An 18,964-nucleotide genomic window follows, 5' to 3' on the forward strand; every position below is an offset into this window, starting at 1 on the left:
GTCACCGGAGAATGACCAGCATTCAAGCATCGACGGGGGAGTAAAAATCATGTGGCAAAGCTACGTTAACGGACTGCTGGTGGCACTTGGGCTGATCATGGCCATTGGCGCGCAGAACGCGTTTGTGCTGGCCCAGAGCCTGCGTCGCGAGCATCACTTGCCGGTAGCGGCGTTGTGTATCACCTGCGATGCGCTGCTGGTGGCCGCCGGCGTGTTCGGGCTGGCGACGCTGCTGGCCCAGAGCCCGATACTGCTGGCGATTGCCCGCTGGGGCGGCGCGATATTCCTGCTCTGGTACGGCAGCCAGGCGTTGCGTCGGGCCTGCTCGAAACAGAGCCTGCAACAAGGGGAAAAACAGGCCGTGCGCTCGCTACGGGCGGTACTGCTCAGCGCGCTGGCGGTGACGCTGCTCAATCCCCACGTGTACCTCGATACCGTGTTGCTGATCGGCTCCCTCGGTGCCCAGCAAAGTGTCCCCGGTGCCTATGTGGTGGGGGCGGCCAGTGCCTCGCTGCTGTGGTTCTTCACCCTGGCCTTCGGTGCCGCGTGGCTGGCACCCTGGCTGGCTCGTCCAAGCACCTGGCGGATTCTCGACCTGCTGGTGGCGGCGATGATGTTTACCGTGGCGGTGCAATTGATCGTCAACGGCTGATTATTCCAAACCGCTCTGGAACCTCTATCCCACACAGTTGTTGCGTGGTTATGCCGCCCCCCCGGTGCTATGATCCGACTCCTGCGCCGCAAAGAGTACAAACTCCCCGGCGCTAGTCTGGCCGCCCGTGATCGGCCTTGCGCTCACCGCAACTGACCTGATTAGGAGAATCACCATGGCTTTCGAATTGCCGCCGCTGCCCTATCCACACGACGCACTGGCGCCGCACATCTCCAAAGAAACTCTGGAATTCCACCACGACAAGCACCACAACACCTATGTCGTGAACCTGAACAACCTGGTGCCAGGCACCGAGTTCGAAGGCAAGTCCCTGGAAGAAATCGTCAAGACTTCCTCGGGCGGTATCTTCAACAACGCCGCTCAGGTCTGGAACCACACCTTCTACTGGAACTGCCTGGCGCCAAACGCCGGCGGTCAACCAACCGGCGAACTGGCCGAAGCCATCAACAAGGCCTTCGGTTCGTTCGACAAGTTCAAGGAAGAGTTCAGCAAGACTTCCATCGGCACCTTCGGTTCCGGCTGGGGCTGGCTGGTGAAAAAGGCTGACGGTTCCCTGGCCCTGGCCAGCACCATCGGCGCCGGCAACCCGCTGACCAGCGGCGACACCCCGCTGCTGACCTGCGACGTCTGGGAACACGCCTACTACATCGACTACCGTAACCTTCGTCCGAAATACGTCGAAGCGTTCTGGAACCTGGTCAACTGGGAGTTCGTGGCCGAGCAGTTCAAAGGCAGCAAGGCCTTCGCCGCGTAAGTCGCGATGCCAGACAAAAGAACCCGGCGCCGTGCCGGGTTTTTTTCGCCGGGCAAAAATGACCGCAGGCAAACACACCTCGCGTCTGGAACCCAAGAAAAAATCCCTGGAAGCCTCAAGTTGCGGCCCCTTCCAACCGACACAATGGTCATAGAGCAATCACTCTGAAAAAACACGTACATCGGTCAGGTTTCAAGCGAAAACCCTTGTGTTTGATTGTCCCTTTGACTGCCATCACAGGATTGCCAATACTCATGGCAACTTGACGCTACCCGCACGGAACAAGGAACCACTCTTTGAAGCTGGAACTCAAGAACAGCTTGTCTGTGAAGTTGCTCCGGGTCGTGCTCCTCTCGGCATTGATCGTTGGCATGATCTTGAGCTGCGCCCAGATCGTGTTCGATGCCTATAAAACCAACCAGGCCGTCGCCAGTGACGCCCAGCGTATCCTCGACATGTTCCGCGATCCTTCGACCCAGGCCGTCTACAGCCTGGACCGGGAAATGGGCATGCAAGTGATCGAGGGCCTGTTCCAGGACAAAGCCGTGCGCATGGCTTCCATTGGCCATCCGCGCGAAACCATGCTCGCCGAAAAAACCCGGCCCTTGCAGCACTCCGAAAGCCGCTGGCTGACCGACCTGATCCTGGGCAAGGAGCGCACCTTCACCACGCAACTGGTGGGACGCGGGCCCTACAGTGAATATTACGGCGACCTGAGCATTACCCTCGACACCGCCACCTACGGCGAGGGCTTCATCGTCAATTCGGTGATCATCTTCATTTCCGGAATGCTGCGGGCCCTGGCCATGGGCCTGGTGTTGTACCTGGTCTATCACTGGCTGCTGACCAAACCGCTGTCGCGGATCATCGAGCACCTGACTGAAATCAACCCGGATCGCCCCAGCGAGCACAAGATCCCGCAGTTGCGAGGCCACGAGCAAAACGAGCTGGGCCTGTGGATCAATACGGCCAACCAATTGCTCGAATCCATCGAGCGCAACACGCACCTGCGCCACGAAGCGGAAAACAGCCTGCTGCGAATGGCCCAGTACGACTTTCTCACCGGCCTGCCCAACCGTCAGCAGCTTCAACAGCAACTGGACAAGATCCTGGTGGATGCCGGGCGCCTGCAACGCCGGGTAGCGGTGCTGTGTGTGGGGTTGGATGATTTCAAGGGTATCAACGAACAGTTCAGCTACCAGACCGGCGACCAGTTACTGCTGGCCCTGGCCGATCGGCTGCGGGCCCACAGTGGCCGGCTCGGTGCCCTGGCGCGACTGGGGGGTGACCAGTTCGCCCTGGTCCAGGCCGACATCGAACAGCCTTACGAGGCCGCCGAGCTGGCCCAGAGCATCCTCGATGACCTGGAAGCGCCGTTCGTCATCGACGACCAGCAAATCCGCCTGCGGGCCACCATCGGCATCACCCTCTTCCCCGAAGATGGCGACAGCACCGAGAAGCTACTGCAGAAAGCCGAGCAGACCATGACCCTGGCCAAGAGTCGCTCACGCAATCGCTATCAGTTCTACATCGCCAGCGTCGATAGCGAAATGCGTCGCCGGCGTGAACTGGAAAAAGACTTGCGCGAAGCCCTGGTCCGCGAGCAGTTCTCCCTGGTGTACCAGCCACAGATCAGTTACCGCGACCTGCGTGTGGTGGGCACCGAGGCACTGATCCGCTGGCACCATCCCGAGCACGGCCTGGTGCCGCCGGACCTGTTCATTCCCCTGGCCGAGCAGAACGGCACCATCATCGCCATTGGCGAATGGGTGCTGGACCAGGCTTGCAGTCAATTGCGCGAATGGCACGACCAGGGCTTCGTCGACCTGCGCATGGCGGTGAACCTGTCGACGGTGCAACTGCACCACGCCGAATTGCCCCGGGTGGTGAATAATCTCCTGCAAATGTACCGGCTGCCGCCGCGCAGCCTGGAGCTGGAAGTCACCGAAACCGGCCTGATGGAAGACATCACCACCGCGGCCCAGCATTTGCTGAGCCTGCGCCGTTCCGGGGCGCTGATTGCCATCGATGACTTCGGGACCGGCTATTCATCCCTGAGTTACCTCAAGAGCCTGCCGCTGGACAAGATCAAGATCGACAAGAGCTTCGTCCAGGACCTGCTCGACGACGAGGACGACGCCACCATCGTCCGGGCCATCATCCAATTGGGCAAGAGCCTGGGGATGCAGGTCATTGCCGAGGGCGTCGAGACTGTCGAGCAGGAAGCCTACATCATCGCCGAGGGCTGCCACGAAGGTCAGGGGTATTACTACAGCAAACCACTGCCGGCACGGGAATTGGGCGCTTACCTGAAGCAGGCCGAGCGCAGCAAGGTTTCCATCATCTGATTCCCCCCCGCCCAGGCGCCTACAGACGCTGCCGAAAGGCAGCGATCCGCTTCATTAAATAAGAAATATTTACAACCATAACCCTTTACACATAATGCAAATCTTTCGCATTATGTCGCAGTTTTTGCGCACCCTCGCGCCTGTCCCATCCATTACCGAAGCAGGATGTTCGCCATGATTCGTATGCCCCTGGCTACCGCCAGTCTGCTGGCCATCGCTATTTCCCTCGCCGGTTGCGGCGAAGGCAAAGACAAGGCCGCCGCGCCGCAAGCGCCAACGCCTGCCGCCAGCACTGCGGCACCGGTCGCCCCTGCTGCCGCCGGCAAGATCGACGAAGCTGCCGCCAAGGCCGTTGTCGCGCACTACGCCGATATCGTCTATGCCGTCTACAGCGATGCCGAATCCACTGCGAAAACCCTGCAAACCGCCATCGACGCGTTCCTGGCCAAGCCGAACGCCGAGACCCTGACAGCCGCCAGGGCTGCCTGGGTCGCCGCACGCGTGCCTTACCTGCAAAGCGAAGTGTTCCGCTTTGGCAACACCATCATCGACGATTGGGAAGGCCAGGTGAACGCCTGGCCCCTGGACGAAGGCCTGATCGACTACGTCGACAAGTCCTACGAGCACGCCCTGGGCAACCCGGGCGCCACCGCCAACATCATCGCCAACACTGAAGTCCAGGTGGGCGAAGACAAGGTCGACGTGAAAGACCTCACCCCGGAAAAACTCGCCAGCCTCAACGAGCTGGGCGGTTCCGAGGCGAACGTCGCCACCGGCTACCACGCCATCGAATTCCTGCTGTGGGGCCAGGACCTCAACGGCACCGGCCCTGGCGCGGGCAACCGTCCGGCTTCGGACTACCTGCAAGGCGCTGGCGCCACTGGCGGCCACAACGACCGTCGCCGTGCCTACCTCAAGTCCGTGACCCAGTTGCTGGTCAGCGACCTGGAAGAAATGGTCGGCAACTGGAAGCCGAACGTGGCTGACAACTACCGCGCCACCCTGGAAGCCGAACCGGCCGAAAGCGGCCTGCGCAAAATGCTGTTCGGCATGGGCAGCCTGTCCCTGGGTGAACTGGCGGGCGAGCGCATGAAGGTGTCCCTGGAAGCCAACTCGCCAGAAGACGAACAGGACTGCTTCAGCGACAACACCCACAACTCGCACTTCTACGATGCCAAAGGCGTACGTAACGTGTACCTGGGCGAATACACCCGCGTCGACGGCACCAAGATGACCGGCGCCAGCCTGTCGTCCCTGGTGGCCAAGGTCGACCCGGCCGCCGACACCGCGCTCAAGGCCGACCTGGCCGATACCGAGGCCAAGATCCAGGTCATGGTCGATCACGCCAACAAGGGTGAGCACTACGACCAACTGATCGCCGCAGGCAACACTGCCGGCAACCAGATCGTGCGCGACGCCATCGCCGCACTGGTCAAGCAGACCGGTTCGATCGAACAGGCTGCGGGCAAGCTGGGCATCAGCGACCTGAACCCGGACAACGCTGATCACGAGTTCTGATCAACGCAAGCCACAAAACCTGTGGGAGCGAGCCTGCTCGCGATGAGGGCATATCAGTCGACATCAAGGTTGGCTGATCCGCCGCTATCGCGAGCAGGCTCGCTCCCACAGTAGTTTCTGGGGTTTCAAAAATGCGCGATCAGTCATCAACTCCCTTGTGGGAGCGGGCTTGCTCGCGAAGACGTCGGCACAGTCGACATTGATGTAGCCTGACACTCAGCCTTCGCGAGCAACCCTGCTCCCACAGGAACTTCGTTGTTTGTGGTTCATCGCTGCAATCCAGCAAGCCGCCCTTCGATAAATCGCCGCTCGGGCAGTTGCTGCGTCAGTTCGAGCGCACGTCGGTACGCGGCCCTGGCCTCGTCCACTTGCCCCAACTGCCGACAGAACTCCGCCCGTGCCGAATAGGCCAGGTGATAGTCAGTCAAATCCCCTCTGGCGAGTATCCCGTCAACGAGGCGCAGCCCTGCCTCCGGTCCGTCGCGCTTGGCCAGGGCGGCGGCGCGATTGAGCTCGATTACCGGCGACGGCACAGCCCGCAACAAAACATCATAAAGCCCGACGATCTGCGGCCAGTCGGTCTGCTCCGCCGTCGGCGCTTCGGCATGCACCGCCGCAATCGCCGCTTGCAGGCAGTACGGCCCGAACCGCCGGGTCTTCAGCGCGGCTTCCACCAACCCACAGCCCTCGGCGATCAGCTCGGCGTCCCACAACGAGCGCTCCTGCTCATCCAACAGGATCAGCTCGCCAGTCGACGACGTTCGCGCCGGTCGCCGGGACTCGTGCAGCAACATCAACGCCAGCAACCCCATGACCTCGGCCTCGGGCAGCAACTCCATCAGCAAACGCCCAAGGCGGATGGCTTCGCGGGTCAGGTCTTCGCGAGTCAACTCAGCGCCCATCGATGCCGAATAACCTTCGTTGAACACCAGGTAGATCACCCGCAGCACGCTGTCCAGCCGTTCCGGCAGTTCCGCGCGAGACGGCACCTGGTAAGGGATCCTGGCATCGCGGATTTTCGCCTTGGCCCGCACGATGCGTTGGGCTATGGCCGCCGGGGCGGCGAGGAAAGCCCGGGCGATTTGCTCGGTGGTCAGGTCGCAGACTTCCCGCAGCGTCAGGGGCACCTGGGTATCAGCCGCCAGGGCCGGGTGGCAACAGGTGAAAATCAGCCGCAGGCGATCATCTTCCACGTCTTCCTCACTCCACTGGCCCTGCTCCAGCTCTTCGAGCTGAGCGATCAACATCGGCCGGGACGCGGCGAAACGCGCGCGCCTGCGCAAACTGTCAATGGCCTTGAAACGCCCGGCCGACACCAGCCAGGCCCGCGGGTTGTCCGGCACACCGTCGCGCTGCCAGCGCTCGACCGCAATGAAGAAGGCCTCGTGCAAGGCTTCTTCGGCGAGGTCGAAATCTCCCAACAGGCGAATCAGCGTCGCCAGGATCCGCCGCGAGTCTTGCCGGTAAACCTGTTCGACCCGTGCCTTGACCGTTTCGGCCGACATCAGTCGGGCATGCCTTGGGTGACCAATGTCTCAAGCCGGTCCAGGCTCTGGCCCCAGCCCTCATGGAAGCCCATGGCTTCGTGCGCCTGACGGTCCTCCTCGCTCCAGTGCAGCGCACGGGCGGTGTAATGGGTTTTGCCGTCCACCTCCTCGAGCAGCACTTCAGCGGTCATGAAGGCCTTGCCGGAGGGAATCCAACCGGGCACGAACGCATCGGTGAACACCAGGCGCCGCGGGGCGAGGATTTCCAGGAACACGCCCATGGTCGGGTATTCATTGCCGTCAGGCGCACGCATCAGGGTGCGAAACTGGCCGCCGACCCATAGGTCCATTTCGCACTCTGGCGTGGTCATGCCATGGGGTCCCCACCATTGGACCAGCAAGGTTGGCTCGGTCCAGGCGCGGAAGATCTTCTGGCGCGGGGCGTCGATCACCCGACTGATGGATAACGCGTAAGGGGCAGCTGTAAGGTTCATGAATGAAATCCTGTTTGTGCTTGTTATTCAGGGGTTCAGTTGGCGAACCGGTCGTACTTCGACGCAGCCGACCCGGGCCGCCGGGATATTGCCGGCGACCTGGATGGCTTCGTTGAGGTCCTTGGCATCGATCAGGTAGAAGCCCGCCAGTTGCTCCTTGGTTTCGGCGAACGGACCGTCGGTGATCGACAGCTTGCCGCCGCGCATGCGCACCGTGGTAGCGGTCTGCACCGACTCCAGGGCCTCGGCGGCGAGCATGCGCCCACTGCCCTGGATCGATTCGGCATAGGCCATGCACTCGGCGTCCTCCGGGCTGTCGGGCGAGTTATGCAGCGTGTGTTCGTTGCTATACACCAGGCATAAGTACTTCATGGAAGGCTCCGTGATCGAACTGATCAACTATGGACGGCTGGAAGATACTCGGCGAAAAAACCGACGATCAGGGTTGCAGGTCGAACAGCGCCGTACCGGCCATCGGATCGAACGGCGCGGACCAATGTTCATGGACGATCCGCCATTGTCCGGCTACACGCTGGTAGCAGGCCGTCACACGCATCCAGCAGGCTTGTTCCTCGCCTTTGTCGTTGGTGCCGCCGCAATAGGCCAGCCAGTGGGCGAAGGCGATGTTCTCAGCCGGGGTAATCTTGACCTGGTGGAAGTCGAACTTGTGCGGGCCGGGGCACATTTCCATGCAGGCTTGCCAATGGGTCCGATAGGCGGCCTTGCCCTTGAATTGCAAGGCCTGGATGGCGTCGAACGAGACAATGTTCTCGTCATAGAGCGCCATGACCTTGTCAACGTCCTTGGCCATGACGGCTTGGCGATAGGTGTCGATCAGGGCCTGGATATGGGTTTCAGTGGCTTGGGTATTCATGGTGATTCTCCGCAGGTTTTTGTTGAAGACACCCTTTGTCGTTTGGAGAAACAGCGAATCGACAACCCAACAAAAATAATTCAAGGAGAAAAATTCGCTAGAATCCAAATCCAATTCTGCCGGCAGACAACGGACGTTTTTGTGACCGTTCAGCTCGTACCCTACGAAGACCTGACCCCGCTTCAATGCGAACAGGTCACCGCCATCGAAATCCACGCCGACCAGATCAAGTTCGCCGGTGATATCCACGGTGCCCTGCATACGCTGCTCTCCAAGCCCGGCCCCGGGGTCAGGGGATTTGCGCTATTGGTCGAGGAGATTCCGGTGGCCTTCCTGCTGCTCAAGCGCCCGCCGGTACTGCCCGCCTGGGCCAATGAACACAGCGCCACCCTGCATGCCCTGCAAGTCGACCATCGGGCCCAGGGCAAAGGTTATGGCAAGGCCTGCCTGCAGGCGCTGCCCGCCGTGGCGCGAGCCGCCTGGCCGGAAATCCGCGGGCTGGAACTCTCGGTCGACGCCGACAACGACTCGGCCATCGGCCTGTACACCCGGCTGGGCTGGGTCGACAGTGGCGAGGCCTACAGGGGCCGCATCGGTTATGAGCGGCGGATGGGGTTGGTGTTTTGACCAAGGCATGAAACTTATGTGGGAACGAGCCTGCTCGCGATAGCGCTGGCACAACCAACCTCAATGCAAGCTGGCCCACGCCAATTGCGAGCAGGCTCGCTCTCACAGGTTTCCCATTGCGCAAAAGGGTGATGATCAGCTCGGCTTGAGCGGGATCCAGATCTCCAGGGTGCCTTGGCCGGTCCTGGGGTTGAAGTCTTCGCTGTAGCGTTCGAATTCCGGCGTGCAGGCCCCTTCGTGACCGGACTGCGGTAACCACTCGCCCCAGATGTATTGGAAAGTTTGCGGCAGTGTCTTCAACGGGCCCCGATGCTCGAACACGGCGTAGCGCCCGGGCGGGATCTCGATCCAACGGTATTGTGGCGGCAGATCGTCGAGCCGGCTGATTTCCACGCCGGCAATGTATTCGAACCCACCCTTCCCGTCGGGGTTGTAACACACGCCATAGGTCACTTCATCTTTCTGCCCTGGCACTTTGCCGAGCCAGGGCAGGAACTTTTCCCAAAGCAAAGGGATGTCCTGGGCAGTGTCCTTGGTAAAACTAGCGCCAAAGCCGGCGATGAGCTGAAAACGTCCCTGTTCAAAGCGTGGTTCGGCTGTGTAATCGCGTTTGTGCTTTTCCATGCGGCAACACTCCAGCAAAACGTGAAGTCGGGCTTGGCAGTATAGAAGCCAAACGGTGATTGCCAGGGCCGTTTCGCTTATCAGATGCCAGGCAAGGCACCGGTGACGGTTTTTCCTACAAACTCGTTATAGCCAGAAACAATCACGTACACCGCGAAATAACAGAAGATCGCAGCGGATGCCCAATAGGAGTAACGCAACAGTTTATCTCCCAACAGTTTGCCACCCTGGGTCGCTGCCAGGCACAGGGCCGCACACCACAGCAGCCCGGCGCAGAGAAAACCACTGAGGAACAGCGCCGAACTGAGCAAGGTCCCACCACCCGAACGAGCGATCAACGTACCGCCCACCGCCGCGAACCAGAGGATGGCACTGGGCGATGACATGGCCAGGAAAATCCCGCGAAAAAACTCCTGGCGCGAGGAGTTGCCCTGCACCTCGCCAGCCTCGGCCAGCACTGCGCTGTGATAGATCGCCGAATGGATCATCTTCGCCGCGAAATACAGCAACAGCACCGAGCCACCGAGCCACAACACCCAGCGCACCGCTTCGTATTGCAGCAGCACGGTCATGCCGGCCAGGGCCAGGACCGCATAGACCAGGTCGCCCACGCAGGTGCCCAGGCCCAGGGCGAAACCCTGGAAATAGCCGCGCTGCATCGCCAGGGTGATCATCGCGATATTGGCCACGCCAATGTCCAGGCACAGGGAGAGACTCAGCAAGAAACCGCTGGAAAATTCCATCATTCATTCCGTTCGATCGAGGGCGGCGCATTCAACTGCCCGCAGCCGTCGTTGATGGCCGCGCGCGAGGTCGACAGTGTCGTCGAAAATAGTTCTGCGCCGCTACTGGACAATTGGCCATCAGCGCCATTATCTTCCGCCACAGGCCACCGCAGTGGCCAACGTCGCTCGGACGGTTCCGGGCGCTCACGTATCTCGAGGCAACAATGGCCGAACAAGGTTCGCCGCGCCGCTTTGCGCGCATCGATCGACTCCCCCCCTATGTATTCAATATCACTGCCGAGCTGAAGATGGCTGCGCGTCGGCGCGGCGAAGACATCATCGACTTGAGCATGGGTAACCCCGACGGCGCCACGCCCCCGCACATCGTGGAAAAACTGGTCACCGTCGCCCAGCGTGAAGATACCCACGGTTATTCCACCTCCAAAGGCATCCCGCGCCTGCGCCGCGCCATTTCGCGCTGGTACAAGGACCGCTATGAGGTGGACATCGACCCGGAAACCGAAGCCATTGTCACCATCGGCTCCAAGGAGGGCCTGGCCCACCTGATGCTGGCGACCCTGGACCAGGGCGACACGGTACTGGTACCCAACCCCAGCTATCCGATCCACATCTACGGTGCGGTGATCGCCGGCGCCCAGGTGCGTTCAGTGCCGCTGGTGCCGGGCGTGGATTTCTTCGACGAACTGGAACGGGCCATTCGCGGCTCGATTCCCAAGCCGAAAATGATGATCCTGGGTTTTCCGTCCAACCCGACCGCGCAGTGCGTGGAACTGGACTTTTTCGAACGGGTCATCGCCCTGGCCAAGCAATACGACGTACTGGTAATCCACGACCTGGCCTACGCCGACATTGTCTACGACGGCTGGAAAGCCCCGTCGATCATGCAGGTGCCCGGCGCGAAAGACATCGCGGTGGAGTTCTTCACCCTGTCCAAGAGCTACAACATGGCCGGTTGGCGCATCGGTTTCATGGTGGGCAATCCGGAACTGGTCAGCGCCCTGGCGCGGATCAAGAGCTACCACGACTACGGCACCTTCACGCCGCTGCAAGTGGCCGCCATCGCCGCCCTTGAAGGCGACCAGCAATGTGTGCGCGACATCGCCGAACAGTACCGCCAGCGCCGCAATGTGCTGGTCAAGGGCCTGCATGAACTGGGCTGGATGGTGGAAAACCCCAAGGCCTCGATGTACGTCTGGGCCAAGATTCCCGAGGCCTATGCCCACCTGGGGTCACTGGAGTTCGCCAAGAAGCTGTTGGCCGAAGCCAAGGTCTGCGTCTCGCCGGGGGTGGGGTTCGGGGAATATGGAGATGATCACGTGCGCTTTGCACTGATCGAAAACCAGGACCGGATTCGCCAGGCGGTGCGCGGTATTCGCGGGATGTTCCGGGCCGATGGGTTGATAAACAAACCTGGCACCTGACACAAAACCAATGTGGGAGCGGGCTTGCTCGCGAAGGCGATGTAACATTCAACATCTCTGTTGACTGATACTGCGCTTTCGCGAGCAAGCCCGCTCCCACAGTTGTTATGGGCTGTTTTTTAGACCACCAGCGACAGCAGCAGGATAAAGATCAAGCCCACCACGGACAGGATGGTTTCCATCGCGGTCCAGGTCTTGAAGGTTTCGGCCACGGTCATGTTGAAGTACTGCTTGACCAGCCAGAAGCCTGCGTCGTTGACGTGAGACAGGATCAACGAACCGGCACCGGTCGCCAGGACCAGCAGCTCACGGTTCACGCCCGGAATCATCCCCACCACCGGCACCACGATCCCGGCACCGGTAATGGTCGCCACCGTCGCCGAACCCGTCGCAATACGAATCACCGCTGCCACCAGCCAGGCCAGCAGGATCGGGGAAATCTGTGCACTAACGGCCATGTGACCAATCACGTCACCCACACCGCTGGTGACCAACATCTGCTTGAAGCCACCACCGGCACCGATGATCAGGATGATCGCGGCGGTCGGCGCAAGGCTGGCGTCCAGCCATTTGAGCATCTGGCTCGAGCCAATGCCCTGCTTGTAGCCAAAGGTGTACAGCGACAGCAGCAACGCCAGCAACAGCGCCGAGATCGGGTGGCCGATCATGTCCATCCAGGCGCGGAAGAGGTTGCCGTCCGGCAGCGCCACGTCGGCGAAGGTCTTGAGCAGCATCAGGAATACCGGCGACAGCACGGTGATCAGGGTGATGCTGAAGCTTGGCAGCTCGGCCGCATTCGTCTCACGCGCCAGTTGGTCCACCAGCTCCTGATTCGGATGACCAGGGATGTGCTTGGCAATGAACGTACCGAAGATCGGCCCGGCAATGATGGCGGTCGGCAGCGCGACGATCAGGCCGTAGAGAATGGTCTTGCCGATGTCGGCGCCAAACACGCCAATCGCCAGCAGCGGCCCCGGGTGCGGTGGCACCAGGCCGTGGACCGCGGAAAGACCGGCCAGCAGCGGGATACCGATCTTGATGATCGACACGCCGGTGCGGCGCGCGACGATGAACACCAGCGGGATCAGCAACACGAAGCCGATTTCGAAGAACAGCGGGATGCCTACCAGGAAGGCGGCGAACATCATGGCCCACTGCACCTTGTCCTTGCCGAAGGCGCGGATCAGGGTCTGGGCGATCTGATCGGCCCCGCCCGACTCGGCCATCATTTTGCCGAGCATCGTGCCCAGCGCCAGGATGATGCCGACAAAGCCCAGCACGCCACCAAAACCGTCCTGGAACGCCTTGATGATGGTGCCGGTCGGCATGCCCGACGTCAGGCCGAGGAATGCGGCGGCGATGGTCAGGGCGATGAACGGGTGGAATTTGAACTTGGTGATGAGGATGATGAGTCCGATCACCGTGACCACTGCATCGAGCAGCAGGAACGTCTCGTGGGACATGCCAAACATGGGAGGTGTCTCCTGATTTGTTGTTGTTATTGAAGCAGTTATTGGTTAGCCGTCGGGGTAGCGCTATCTTTCTGACGCAAACTTTTGAAACTCAGCTGGCAAGCTTCAAACCATGGTCCAACCACCAGACGTAAGCCTGATGCGCCAGTTCATCCACACTGTGGCTGGACGCATCCAGAGCCAGGGTCAGGGGCTCGCCGACAGGGGATTGAAGGGTGGCAAACTGGCTGTCGATCAGGGTCGACGGCATGAAATGGCCGGGACGATGGGAAACGCGGTCGGCGGCTACTTCGGGGGTCAATTCAAGGAATACGAAGCCCAGGCCTGGCAAGGCGCTGCGCAGACGCTCGCGATAACTGTGCTTGAGGGCCGAGCAGGTCAGCACCGGGCGCTCGCCCAAGGCATCGACACGGCGCAACTCGTCGCACAGGCTGTCGAGCCAGCCGGCACGGTCGTCGTCGTTCAAGGGGATACCGGCGCTCATCTTCTGGATGTTGGCCGCGGGGTGGAACGTGTCGCCTTCGATGGCGGTGGCGCCGCTCAACTGGCACAGGGCCTGGCTGACGCAAGTTTTGCCGCAACCGGCAACGCCCATGATGACCAGGGCGGAGATGGGATTATTCATGTAACACCTCAGCGCGCAGACAGCGCTACCTTTGCCAGTTATGACACCGCAGCAAAAGCAGAAGTTGCCGACGCCTTCTTGTCATTTTTGTGGTTGCAGCATGTTCGTTCACGACGTCAACGGACGGGGCTCAGGCAAACCCCACTCACGCATTTGCAGACGCGTCGAGACAGCGCTACCTTAGTGCCTTGATTTTTGTTTGGCAAGCCGCCCTGATGACCGCCCCTAAAAACGATAAGAATACTCGCACCACTGGTCGCCCTACGCTCAACGAAGTCGCACGCCTGGCCGGTGTCAGCCCCATCACTGCCTCCCGTGCCCTGCGCGGCGTCAGCACCGTGGCCACTGAGCTGGTGGAAAAAGTCCGCCAGGCCGCCGTGGAGCTCAACTACGTCGTCAACCCCGCCGCCCGTGCCCTGGCTTCGGCCCAGAGCCATTCGGTGGTGGTGCTGGTGCCGTCGTTGTCCAACCTGTTGTTCATCGACACCCTGGAAGCCATTCATCGGGTGCTGCGACCCAAGGGCTTCGAAGTGGTGATCGGCAACTACCACTACTCCCGGGACGAAGAAGAAGACCTGCTGCGCAACTACATGGCCTACCAGCCACGTGGTTTGCTGTTGACCGGTTTCGACCGCACCGAAAGCGCCCGACGCATGATCGAGGCCAGCAATATTCCGTGCGTGTACATGATGGAGCTGGACCCTGGCGCGGGGCTCAACTGCGTCGGTTTTTCCCAGCTCAAGGCCGGCGAGACGGCGGCCGAACACCTGATCTCCAGGGGGCGCAAGCGCCTGGCCTACATCGGTGCGCAACTGGACCAACGCACCCTGCTGCGTGGCGAAGGTTTTCGCCGCGCCCTGCAGAACGCTGGTTTGTACGACCCCGACCTGGAAGTGCTGACTCCTCGCCCGTCCTCGGTAGGCCTGGGCGGTGAATTGTTCCTGCAGTTGCTGGACAGTCACCCGGACGTCGATGCGATATTCTTCGGCAACGACGACCTGGCCCACGGTGCCTTGTTCGAGGCACTTCGCTGCGGCATCAAGATTCCCGAGCAGGTCTCGGTCCTGGGTTTCAACGACCTGCCCGCCTCGGCCCACATGGTGCCGCGCCTGAGCAGTATCAGCACCCCACGGGAAGCCATCGGGCGCCGCGCCGCCGAACAAATGCTGACATTGATGGCTGGCAACCGCATCACACAGCCGGTGGTGGACATGGGCTTTGAGCTCAAGGTCCGCGAAAGCACCTGATGCCCGCAAATGCGGTCGATCCATGCCGTCCGCCGGCAAGGGTTGGCCGCCCCGCCCGCCGAGCGCCTGCCCACACCCCATGAAACAGTGGCCTTGCGGCGACGGCATGGGAATTGCTCCTGCCCATCGCTCAGCCATTACCCACAGGTGTTCATCATGTTGGTCAGTGCAAAACAGCAAGCGATGGTCTTGCCGCTCAAACGCCCGGGCGAAGACCCCACCGCCGAAGCCGCCAGCGGCCTGCAAAGCGCCGCGTTGCAGGCGTTGCGCGATAACGTCCAGGCCCAGGCGAGCCAGGGCAGTGCCCAGGTCCAGGATTCCTTCACCCGACAAGCCACGCAACAGGTCAACGCCGCCACCGCTATCAGCGACAAGGTGGACGAGGCCTTCGCCAAGACCCGCGTACAATTGCAGACCGTGGCTTCGTCAACGCCCGAAGAAACCAAAACGCTTGGCGGCTCCGCGACGGCAGAATTCAAGGACTACATGAGCAAGACGCCCGAAGAGCGCCTGCGCGACAGCATCCTGGAAGAAATGGGCATTACCGAGGAAGAATTCGAGGCAATGCCGCCCGAGAAGCAGATGGCGGTCAGCCAGGAAATTGCCCAGCGCATGCAGGACAAGTCGGCGATGGCACAAGTGGAAAAAGCCCAGGAGAGCCGTAAGGGCGACAAAGCCTCGGCCACGGACATGTTCCTGGCTTCGCTTTGAGGCTCGGCGCATTGCATGGTGTGTGAGCCGGGGTTAGCGCCCCAGCTCATCCTCAGCCCAACCAGGACCGTAGCGGTTCAATGACCGAACAGGTTCACCTTCTTGGTTTTTTTATCGGCGCGCTTTTCATCGGCGGTCTTCGCCGGTTTTTTCTTTGCCGCTTTTTTTGAATCCATGCCTTTGGCCATGATACGTACTCCAGTCATACGGGATGTGAAGTCAGGTATACACCTATCGCAGCACCTGCGTTCTTTTATAATCGCCCTCCCCTTATCGCCCACGACCCTGCCATGTCCGAAATCCACTACACACAGCTCGAAGAGCCGCTGTGGCCGCTGATGAACAAGTTTTACCGCACCCACCAATCCTCGATGAAAGCGGTTCGGCAAGCGCAGCTATGGGTGGCGCGGCGGGATGAAATCGTCGCGGCGCTGTGTTTGCGACCGGTGTCGGGTGGGCATTGGCTGACGGGGTTGTTCGTCGACCCGGCATGCCGCGCACAGGGCATCGCCGCGCGGTTGATCGCCGAAGCGGTGAAGGGTGTCGAAGGACCGGTGTGGCTGTTCTGTCACCCGGACTTGCGCGGCTTTTATGAGCGACGTGGTTTCAGCTTCGATCCCGAACTGCCGTATGCGATGGCTGAGCGTCTGAGCCGGTATGCGCGCAGCAAGCCGATGATTGCGATGGGGCTTGAGTCAAAAGTACTCTTTTGAAATTCAATACAATCCATTGTGGGAGCGAGCCTGCTCGCGATTCCGGTTTAACATCCAGCAGATGAGCTGACAGGTACACCGCTATCGCGAGCAGGCTCGCTCCCACAGGGGATGTGTTTGGTGATTTCGTTAGTCGTCCGCAGTCGGGTCCAGATCGGGAAACATCACCTCGGTAAACCCGAACTTGCTGAAATCCGTTATCCGCGACGGGTACAACCGCCCGATCAGATGATCGCACTCATGCTGCACCACGCGCGCATGGAAACCTGAAGCGGTGCGCACGATCGGCTCGCCCTTGGGGTCAAAACCTTCATAGCGAATATGCTGGTAGCGCTCCACCGCCCCTCGCAGGCCGGGCACCGACAGGCAGCCTTCGAAACCCTCCTCCATCAGTGGACTCAGCGGGGTAATCAACGGGTTGATCAGGATGGTCTGGGGCACCGCCTCGGCGTCGGGATAACGCTCGCTGTGCTCGAAACCGAAGATCACCAGTTGCAGATCCACGCCGATCTGCGGTGCTGCCAGACCAACGCCGCCGACGCTTTCCATGGTCTGGAACATGTCGTCGATCAATTGCCACAACTCGGGGCTGTCGAACATTTCCGGCGGTACCGGTGGAGCGATGCGCAGTAGGCGTTCGTCGCCCATTTTCAGGATTTCACGGATCATGGTCGGGCTTCGTCAGGATGGGGATGAGGAATGGAATGGTCGCGGCCCAGGCCCGACACATGCTGTTTTTCGTGCTCGCCTGCGCTCTTTTCGCCCGGGTTCTTGCCCTCGCTAGACATGTGCTCGATCACCGCATTCATCTCCGCGCCGAGCAACAGCACCGCCGCAGAGATATAGAAATACAGCAACAACACAATGATCGCGCCGATGCTGCCGTACATGGCGTTGTAGTTGGCAAAGGTCTTGACGTAAAACGCGAAGCCCAGGGAAGCGATGATCCACACCACCACCGCCAGCACCGACCCCGGCGTGATGAAGCGAAACTCCTGCTTGACGTCGGGCATCACGTAATAGATCAGGGCCACGGCGATCATCAGCAAGATCACGATCACCGGCCAGCGCACGATGGTCCAGAGCGTGACGATGAACTCCTCCAGGCCGACCTGGGCCGCGATCCAGCCCATCACCTGCGGCCCGAGCACCATCAGCGCCGCAGCGGCCAGCAGCATGCCGGCGATGCCAACGGTGTAGAAGATCGACAGCGGAAAACGCTTCCAGGCCGGACGGCCTTCCACCACATCGTAGGCGGCGTTCATCGCGCTCATCATCAGCCGTACACCCGCCGAGGCGGTCCACAGGGCAATGACGATACCCACCGACAACAACCCGCCCTTGGATTGCTGGAGCTGGTCGATCACCGGGTTGACCTGTTCCAGGGCCTGGGGTGGCAGCACCAGTTCCGATTGCAGGCGCAACCAGGAAAAGAAATCCGGCAGGTGCAGGAAGCCGATCAACGCGATCAGAAAGAGGATGAAGGGGAACAGCGAAAACAGCATCTGGTAAGCCAACGCCGAGGCGTAGGTCGACATCTCGTCGTCGAGAAACTCAGTCACGGTACGCATCATCACACGATGCAAGGGCAAGCCTTTCAAGGCCGGGAACATCATGTGCGTCTCCTTTCGCCGCAAAAAAGGAAGGTCGCCTGGCGACTCACGGGGTTGCTATCCAAGACAAAAGTAACCTGTTTGGCGACTTTGGAACAATTTCCCCGGTGCAAGTTCGAGCCGACATGAAAACGGCCACCCGCGGATGGCCGTTCCAATCGCTTTTTCAACAGGCCGGTTATGCCTCGTCAACGCCTTTCTTGACTGCATCCTTGGCCTTGCCCACGGTCTGCTGGGCTTCACCTTTTTTCTCCTGGACCACGCCCTCGGCGCGCATGCGGTCATTGTCGGTGGCCTTGCCGACGCCTTGCTTGATGTTGCCGACGGCTTCGTTGGCAACGCCCTTCACTTTATCGCTCGTGCTACCCATGATGTCTCTCCTGTGAACAACTGTACGAAAAGTCATTACATAGGGTTGACCGAGGCCGTTTGCGGGGAGTTTCATTTTTCAGCAGCGCATTTTCATCGTCAGATGCAGGTTGCGCTTTATGTTTGCCGATCCACCCCCGAGAATGCCCCACGTATTCAGGCTGCGACCTGAAGCGCCAATCTCGTAGGAACGTTATGAAACTCGATAAAAAGCAGGCCATTGCCCGCAGAAACCAGGAATTGGGCGGCGCTGTACTGGGCGTCAACAACTGCCACTTCAGCGAATTGAACCGCAATCGCAACATCTTCTGGTTCGATATCCCGGTGGCGCGCCTGGCCATCGGTCAGTACGAATGGATTCATCTGTTGCTGCACACGCCAGCCACCGATGAGCTGCTGCATCTGAAGGTGCCGACCGTGTTCCTGCGCGAGAAAATGGAAGGCCTGGAAGTGCGCAACCAGGGCAAGCGCAAGGCGGCCCTGAGCCTGGAACTGAGCGCCGACAAGGATTCCTACCTGCAGGACATGCGCCCCGGTGGCACCAACCTGGATTTTGCGCAGTTCCGGTTGTAACGGGTAACTGCGCAGGGGCTTAATCCCCTCGTCACAGGTTTTGTGCTTTGCAAGAAAAATCCGATACCCGAACAG

General features: G+C 60.6%; 21 protein-coding genes. 10 read left to right on the top strand and 11 right to left on the bottom strand.

Annotation, left to right across the window (positions count from 1 at the left end; translation table 11 throughout):
* Nucleotides 1-49 precede the first annotated feature (49 nt).
* From AC30D9_RS10640 to AC30D9_RS10655, 4 genes are all read left to right on the top strand, one after another.
* Nucleotides 50-652 (top strand): LysE/ArgO family amino acid transporter, encoded by a 603-nt coding sequence (locus AC30D9_RS10640; RefSeq protein ID WP_134923118.1) that lies wholly within the window; start codon nucleotides 50-52, stop codon nucleotides 650-652.
* A gap of 175 nt (nucleotides 653-827) precedes the next feature.
* On the top strand, nucleotides 828-1,427 hold the full coding sequence (locus AC30D9_RS10645) for a superoxide dismutase (RefSeq protein ID WP_109755777.1): 600 nt from the start codon (nucleotides 828-830) through the stop codon (nucleotides 1,425-1,427).
* Between the two features lie 296 nt (nucleotides 1,428-1,723).
* Entirely contained in the window at nucleotides 1,724-3,775 is a 2,052-nt protein-coding gene (locus AC30D9_RS10650; protein ID WP_134923117.1) for a putative bifunctional diguanylate cyclase/phosphodiesterase, read from the top strand.
* A 174-nt stretch (nucleotides 3,776-3,949) separates the two neighbouring features.
* The gene (locus AC30D9_RS10655) at nucleotides 3,950-5,293 is read left to right on the top strand and encodes an imelysin family protein (RefSeq protein WP_134923116.1); all 1,344 of its coding nucleotides are present in this window, start codon (nucleotides 3,950-3,952) and stop codon (nucleotides 5,291-5,293) included.
* Nucleotides 5,294-5,559: 266 nt separating this feature from the next.
* On the opposite strand, the gene AC30D9_RS10660 is transcribed toward AC30D9_RS10655, so the two are convergent.
* From AC30D9_RS10660 to AC30D9_RS10675, 4 genes are all read right to left on the bottom strand, one after another.
* On the bottom strand, nucleotides 5,560-6,798 hold the full coding sequence (locus AC30D9_RS10660) for an RNA polymerase sigma factor (RefSeq protein ID WP_307574797.1): 1,239 nt from the start codon (nucleotides 6,796-6,798) through the stop codon (nucleotides 5,560-5,562).
* Complete coding sequence (locus AC30D9_RS10665; RefSeq protein WP_307574799.1) at nucleotides 6,798-7,274, bottom strand: SRPBCC family protein; 477 nt, start codon at nucleotides 7,272-7,274, stop codon at nucleotides 6,798-6,800. The genes AC30D9_RS10660 and AC30D9_RS10665 overlap by 1 nt, the downstream gene beginning before the upstream one ends.
* Nucleotides 7,275-7,301: 27 nt before the next feature.
* Entirely contained in the window at nucleotides 7,302-7,646 is a 345-nt protein-coding gene (locus AC30D9_RS10670; RefSeq protein ID WP_003198606.1) for a YciI family protein, read from the bottom strand.
* Between the two features lie 67 nt (nucleotides 7,647-7,713).
* Entirely contained in the window at nucleotides 7,714-8,148 is a 435-nt protein-coding gene (locus AC30D9_RS10675; protein WP_307574802.1) for a YybH family protein, read from the bottom strand.
* A 141-nt stretch (nucleotides 8,149-8,289) separates the two neighbouring features.
* On the opposite strand from AC30D9_RS10675, the gene AC30D9_RS10680 reads away from it, so the two are divergent.
* The gene (locus AC30D9_RS10680) at nucleotides 8,290-8,775 is read left to right on the top strand and encodes a GNAT family N-acetyltransferase (RefSeq protein ID WP_307574804.1); all 486 of its coding nucleotides are present in this window, start codon (nucleotides 8,290-8,292) and stop codon (nucleotides 8,773-8,775) included.
* Between the two features lie 135 nt (nucleotides 8,776-8,910).
* On the opposite strand, the gene AC30D9_RS10685 is transcribed toward AC30D9_RS10680, so the two are convergent.
* Together AC30D9_RS10685 and AC30D9_RS10690 are read right to left on the bottom strand one after the other, a co-directional pair.
* A complete protein-coding gene (locus AC30D9_RS10685) occupies nucleotides 8,911-9,399 on the bottom strand; it encodes a GyrI-like domain-containing protein (protein WP_307574805.1) in 489 nt (162 codons plus the stop codon).
* 80 nt (nucleotides 9,400-9,479) lie between these two features.
* Entirely contained in the window at nucleotides 9,480-10,142 is a 663-nt protein-coding gene (locus tag AC30D9_RS10690) for a LysE family translocator (RefSeq protein ID WP_490144017.1), read from the bottom strand.
* Between the two features lie 206 nt (nucleotides 10,143-10,348).
* Here AC30D9_RS10690 and alaC point away from each other — a divergent pair, with 206 nt between their 5' ends.
* Complete coding sequence (alaC, locus tag AC30D9_RS10695; RefSeq protein WP_134923109.1) at nucleotides 10,349-11,566, top strand: alanine transaminase; 1,218 nt, start codon at nucleotides 10,349-10,351, stop codon at nucleotides 11,564-11,566.
* Between the two features lie 119 nt (nucleotides 11,567-11,685).
* Here alaC and AC30D9_RS10700 read toward each other — a convergent pair whose 3' ends face one another.
* Together AC30D9_RS10700 and AC30D9_RS10705 are read right to left on the bottom strand one after the other, a co-directional pair.
* Nucleotides 11,686-13,038 carry a GntP family permease gene (locus AC30D9_RS10700; RefSeq protein ID WP_490144018.1) on the bottom strand — a complete coding sequence of 451 codons (1,353 nt, stop codon included), beginning with the start codon at nucleotides 13,036-13,038 and terminating at the stop codon, nucleotides 11,686-11,688.
* Nucleotides 13,039-13,129: 91 nt separating this feature from the next.
* Nucleotides 13,130-13,663: a gluconokinase gene (locus AC30D9_RS10705; RefSeq protein ID WP_109755766.1), complete on the bottom strand. Its 534-nt coding sequence runs from the start codon at nucleotides 13,661-13,663 to the stop codon at nucleotides 13,130-13,132.
* 215 nt (nucleotides 13,664-13,878) lie between these two features.
* Here AC30D9_RS10705 and gntR point away from each other — a divergent pair, with 215 nt between their 5' ends.
* The 3 genes from gntR to AC30D9_RS10720 all read left to right on the top strand — a co-directional run bounded on the left by gntR (nucleotide 13,879) and on the right by AC30D9_RS10720 (nucleotide 16,334).
* On the top strand, nucleotides 13,879-14,910 hold the full coding sequence (gene gntR, locus AC30D9_RS10710; RefSeq protein ID WP_307574807.1) for an HTH-type transcriptional regulator GntR: 1,032 nt from the start codon (nucleotides 13,879-13,881) through the stop codon (nucleotides 14,908-14,910).
* A gap of 156 nt (nucleotides 14,911-15,066) precedes the next feature.
* Nucleotides 15,067-15,621 carry a hypothetical protein gene (locus AC30D9_RS10715; protein WP_307574808.1) on the top strand — a complete coding sequence of 185 codons (555 nt, stop codon included), beginning with the start codon at nucleotides 15,067-15,069 and terminating at the stop codon, nucleotides 15,619-15,621.
* Between the two features lie 290 nt (nucleotides 15,622-15,911).
* Nucleotides 15,912-16,334, top strand: coding sequence for a GNAT family N-acetyltransferase (locus AC30D9_RS10720; protein WP_490144019.1), 423 nt, complete (start codon nucleotides 15,912-15,914; stop codon nucleotides 16,332-16,334).
* Nucleotides 16,335-16,463: 129 nt separating this feature from the next.
* On the opposite strand, the gene def is transcribed toward AC30D9_RS10720, so the two are convergent.
* The 3 genes from def to AC30D9_RS10735 form a co-directional block, all read right to left on the bottom strand.
* Nucleotides 16,464-17,003, bottom strand: a complete 540-nt coding sequence (def, locus tag AC30D9_RS10725; protein ID WP_134923105.1) for a peptide deformylase — start codon at nucleotides 17,001-17,003, stop codon at nucleotides 16,464-16,466.
* Complete coding sequence (locus tag AC30D9_RS10730) at nucleotides 17,000-17,950, bottom strand: YihY/virulence factor BrkB family protein (protein WP_134923104.1); 951 nt, start codon at nucleotides 17,948-17,950, stop codon at nucleotides 17,000-17,002. Before AC30D9_RS10730 ends, def begins: the two co-directional genes overlap by 4 nt.
* A gap of 175 nt (nucleotides 17,951-18,125) precedes the next feature.
* Entirely contained in the window at nucleotides 18,126-18,317 is a 192-nt protein-coding gene (locus AC30D9_RS10735; RefSeq protein WP_058545733.1) for a CsbD family protein, read from the bottom strand.
* 194 nt (nucleotides 18,318-18,511) lie between these two features.
* Here AC30D9_RS10735 and AC30D9_RS10740 point away from each other — a divergent pair, with 194 nt between their 5' ends.
* A complete protein-coding gene (locus AC30D9_RS10740; protein ID WP_030139341.1) occupies nucleotides 18,512-18,889 on the top strand; it encodes a hypothetical protein in 378 nt (125 codons plus the stop codon).
* Nucleotides 18,890-18,964 lie beyond the last annotated feature (75 nt).

This window comes from Pseudomonas sp. DF11, assembly GCF_058148565.1.

What these genes read in the sequence shown, in the direction of transcription:
- AC30D9_RS10690 (WP_490144017.1), bottom strand. Translation starts at nt 10,142, where the DNA reads ATGGAATTTTCCAGCGGTTTCTTGCTGAGTCTCTCCCTGTGCCTGGAC.
- AC30D9_RS10720 (WP_490144019.1), top strand. Translation starts at nt 15,912, where the DNA reads ATGTCCGAAATCCACTACACACAGCTCGAAGAGCCGCTGTGGCCGCTG.
- AC30D9_RS10730 (WP_134923104.1), bottom strand. Translation starts at nt 17,950, where the DNA reads ATGATGTTCCCGGCCTTGAAAGGCTTGCCCTTGCATCGTGTGATGATG.
- AC30D9_RS10645 (WP_109755777.1), top strand. Translation starts at nt 828, where the DNA reads ATGGCTTTCGAATTGCCGCCGCTGCCCTATCCACACGACGCACTGGCG.
- def (WP_134923105.1), bottom strand. Translation starts at nt 17,003, where the DNA reads ATGATCCGTGAAATCCTGAAAATGGGCGACGAACGCCTACTGCGCATC.
- AC30D9_RS10655 (WP_134923116.1), top strand. Translation starts at nt 3,950, where the DNA reads ATGATTCGTATGCCCCTGGCTACCGCCAGTCTGCTGGCCATCGCTATT.
- AC30D9_RS10660 (WP_307574797.1), bottom strand. Translation starts at nt 6,798, where the DNA reads ATGTCGGCCGAAACGGTCAAGGCACGGGTCGAACAGGTTTACCGGCAA.
- AC30D9_RS10715 (WP_307574808.1), top strand. Translation starts at nt 15,067, where the DNA reads ATGTTGGTCAGTGCAAAACAGCAAGCGATGGTCTTGCCGCTCAAACGC.
- gntR (WP_307574807.1), top strand. Translation starts at nt 13,879, where the DNA reads ATGACCGCCCCTAAAAACGATAAGAATACTCGCACCACTGGTCGCCCT.
- AC30D9_RS10685 (WP_307574805.1), bottom strand. Translation starts at nt 9,399, where the DNA reads ATGGAAAAGCACAAACGCGATTACACAGCCGAACCACGCTTTGAACAG.
- alaC (WP_134923109.1), top strand. Translation starts at nt 10,349, where the DNA reads ATGGCCGAACAAGGTTCGCCGCGCCGCTTTGCGCGCATCGATCGACTC.
- AC30D9_RS10675 (WP_307574802.1), bottom strand. Translation starts at nt 8,148, where the DNA reads ATGAATACCCAAGCCACTGAAACCCATATCCAGGCCCTGATCGACACC.
- AC30D9_RS10705 (WP_109755766.1), bottom strand. Translation starts at nt 13,663, where the DNA reads ATGAATAATCCCATCTCCGCCCTGGTCATCATGGGCGTTGCCGGTTGC.
- AC30D9_RS10670 (WP_003198606.1), bottom strand. Translation starts at nt 7,646, where the DNA reads ATGAAGTACTTATGCCTGGTGTATAGCAACGAACACACGCTGCATAAC.
- AC30D9_RS10735 (WP_058545733.1), bottom strand. Translation starts at nt 18,317, where the DNA reads ATGGGTAGCACGAGCGATAAAGTGAAGGGCGTTGCCAACGAAGCCGTC.
- AC30D9_RS10740 (WP_030139341.1), top strand. Translation starts at nt 18,512, where the DNA reads ATGAAACTCGATAAAAAGCAGGCCATTGCCCGCAGAAACCAGGAATTG.
- AC30D9_RS10640 (WP_134923118.1), top strand. Translation starts at nt 50, where the DNA reads ATGTGGCAAAGCTACGTTAACGGACTGCTGGTGGCACTTGGGCTGATC.
- AC30D9_RS10700 (WP_490144018.1), bottom strand. Translation starts at nt 13,038, where the DNA reads ATGTTTGGCATGTCCCACGAGACGTTCCTGCTGCTCGATGCAGTGGTC.
- AC30D9_RS10665 (WP_307574799.1), bottom strand. Translation starts at nt 7,274, where the DNA reads ATGAACCTTACAGCTGCCCCTTACGCGTTATCCATCAGTCGGGTGATC.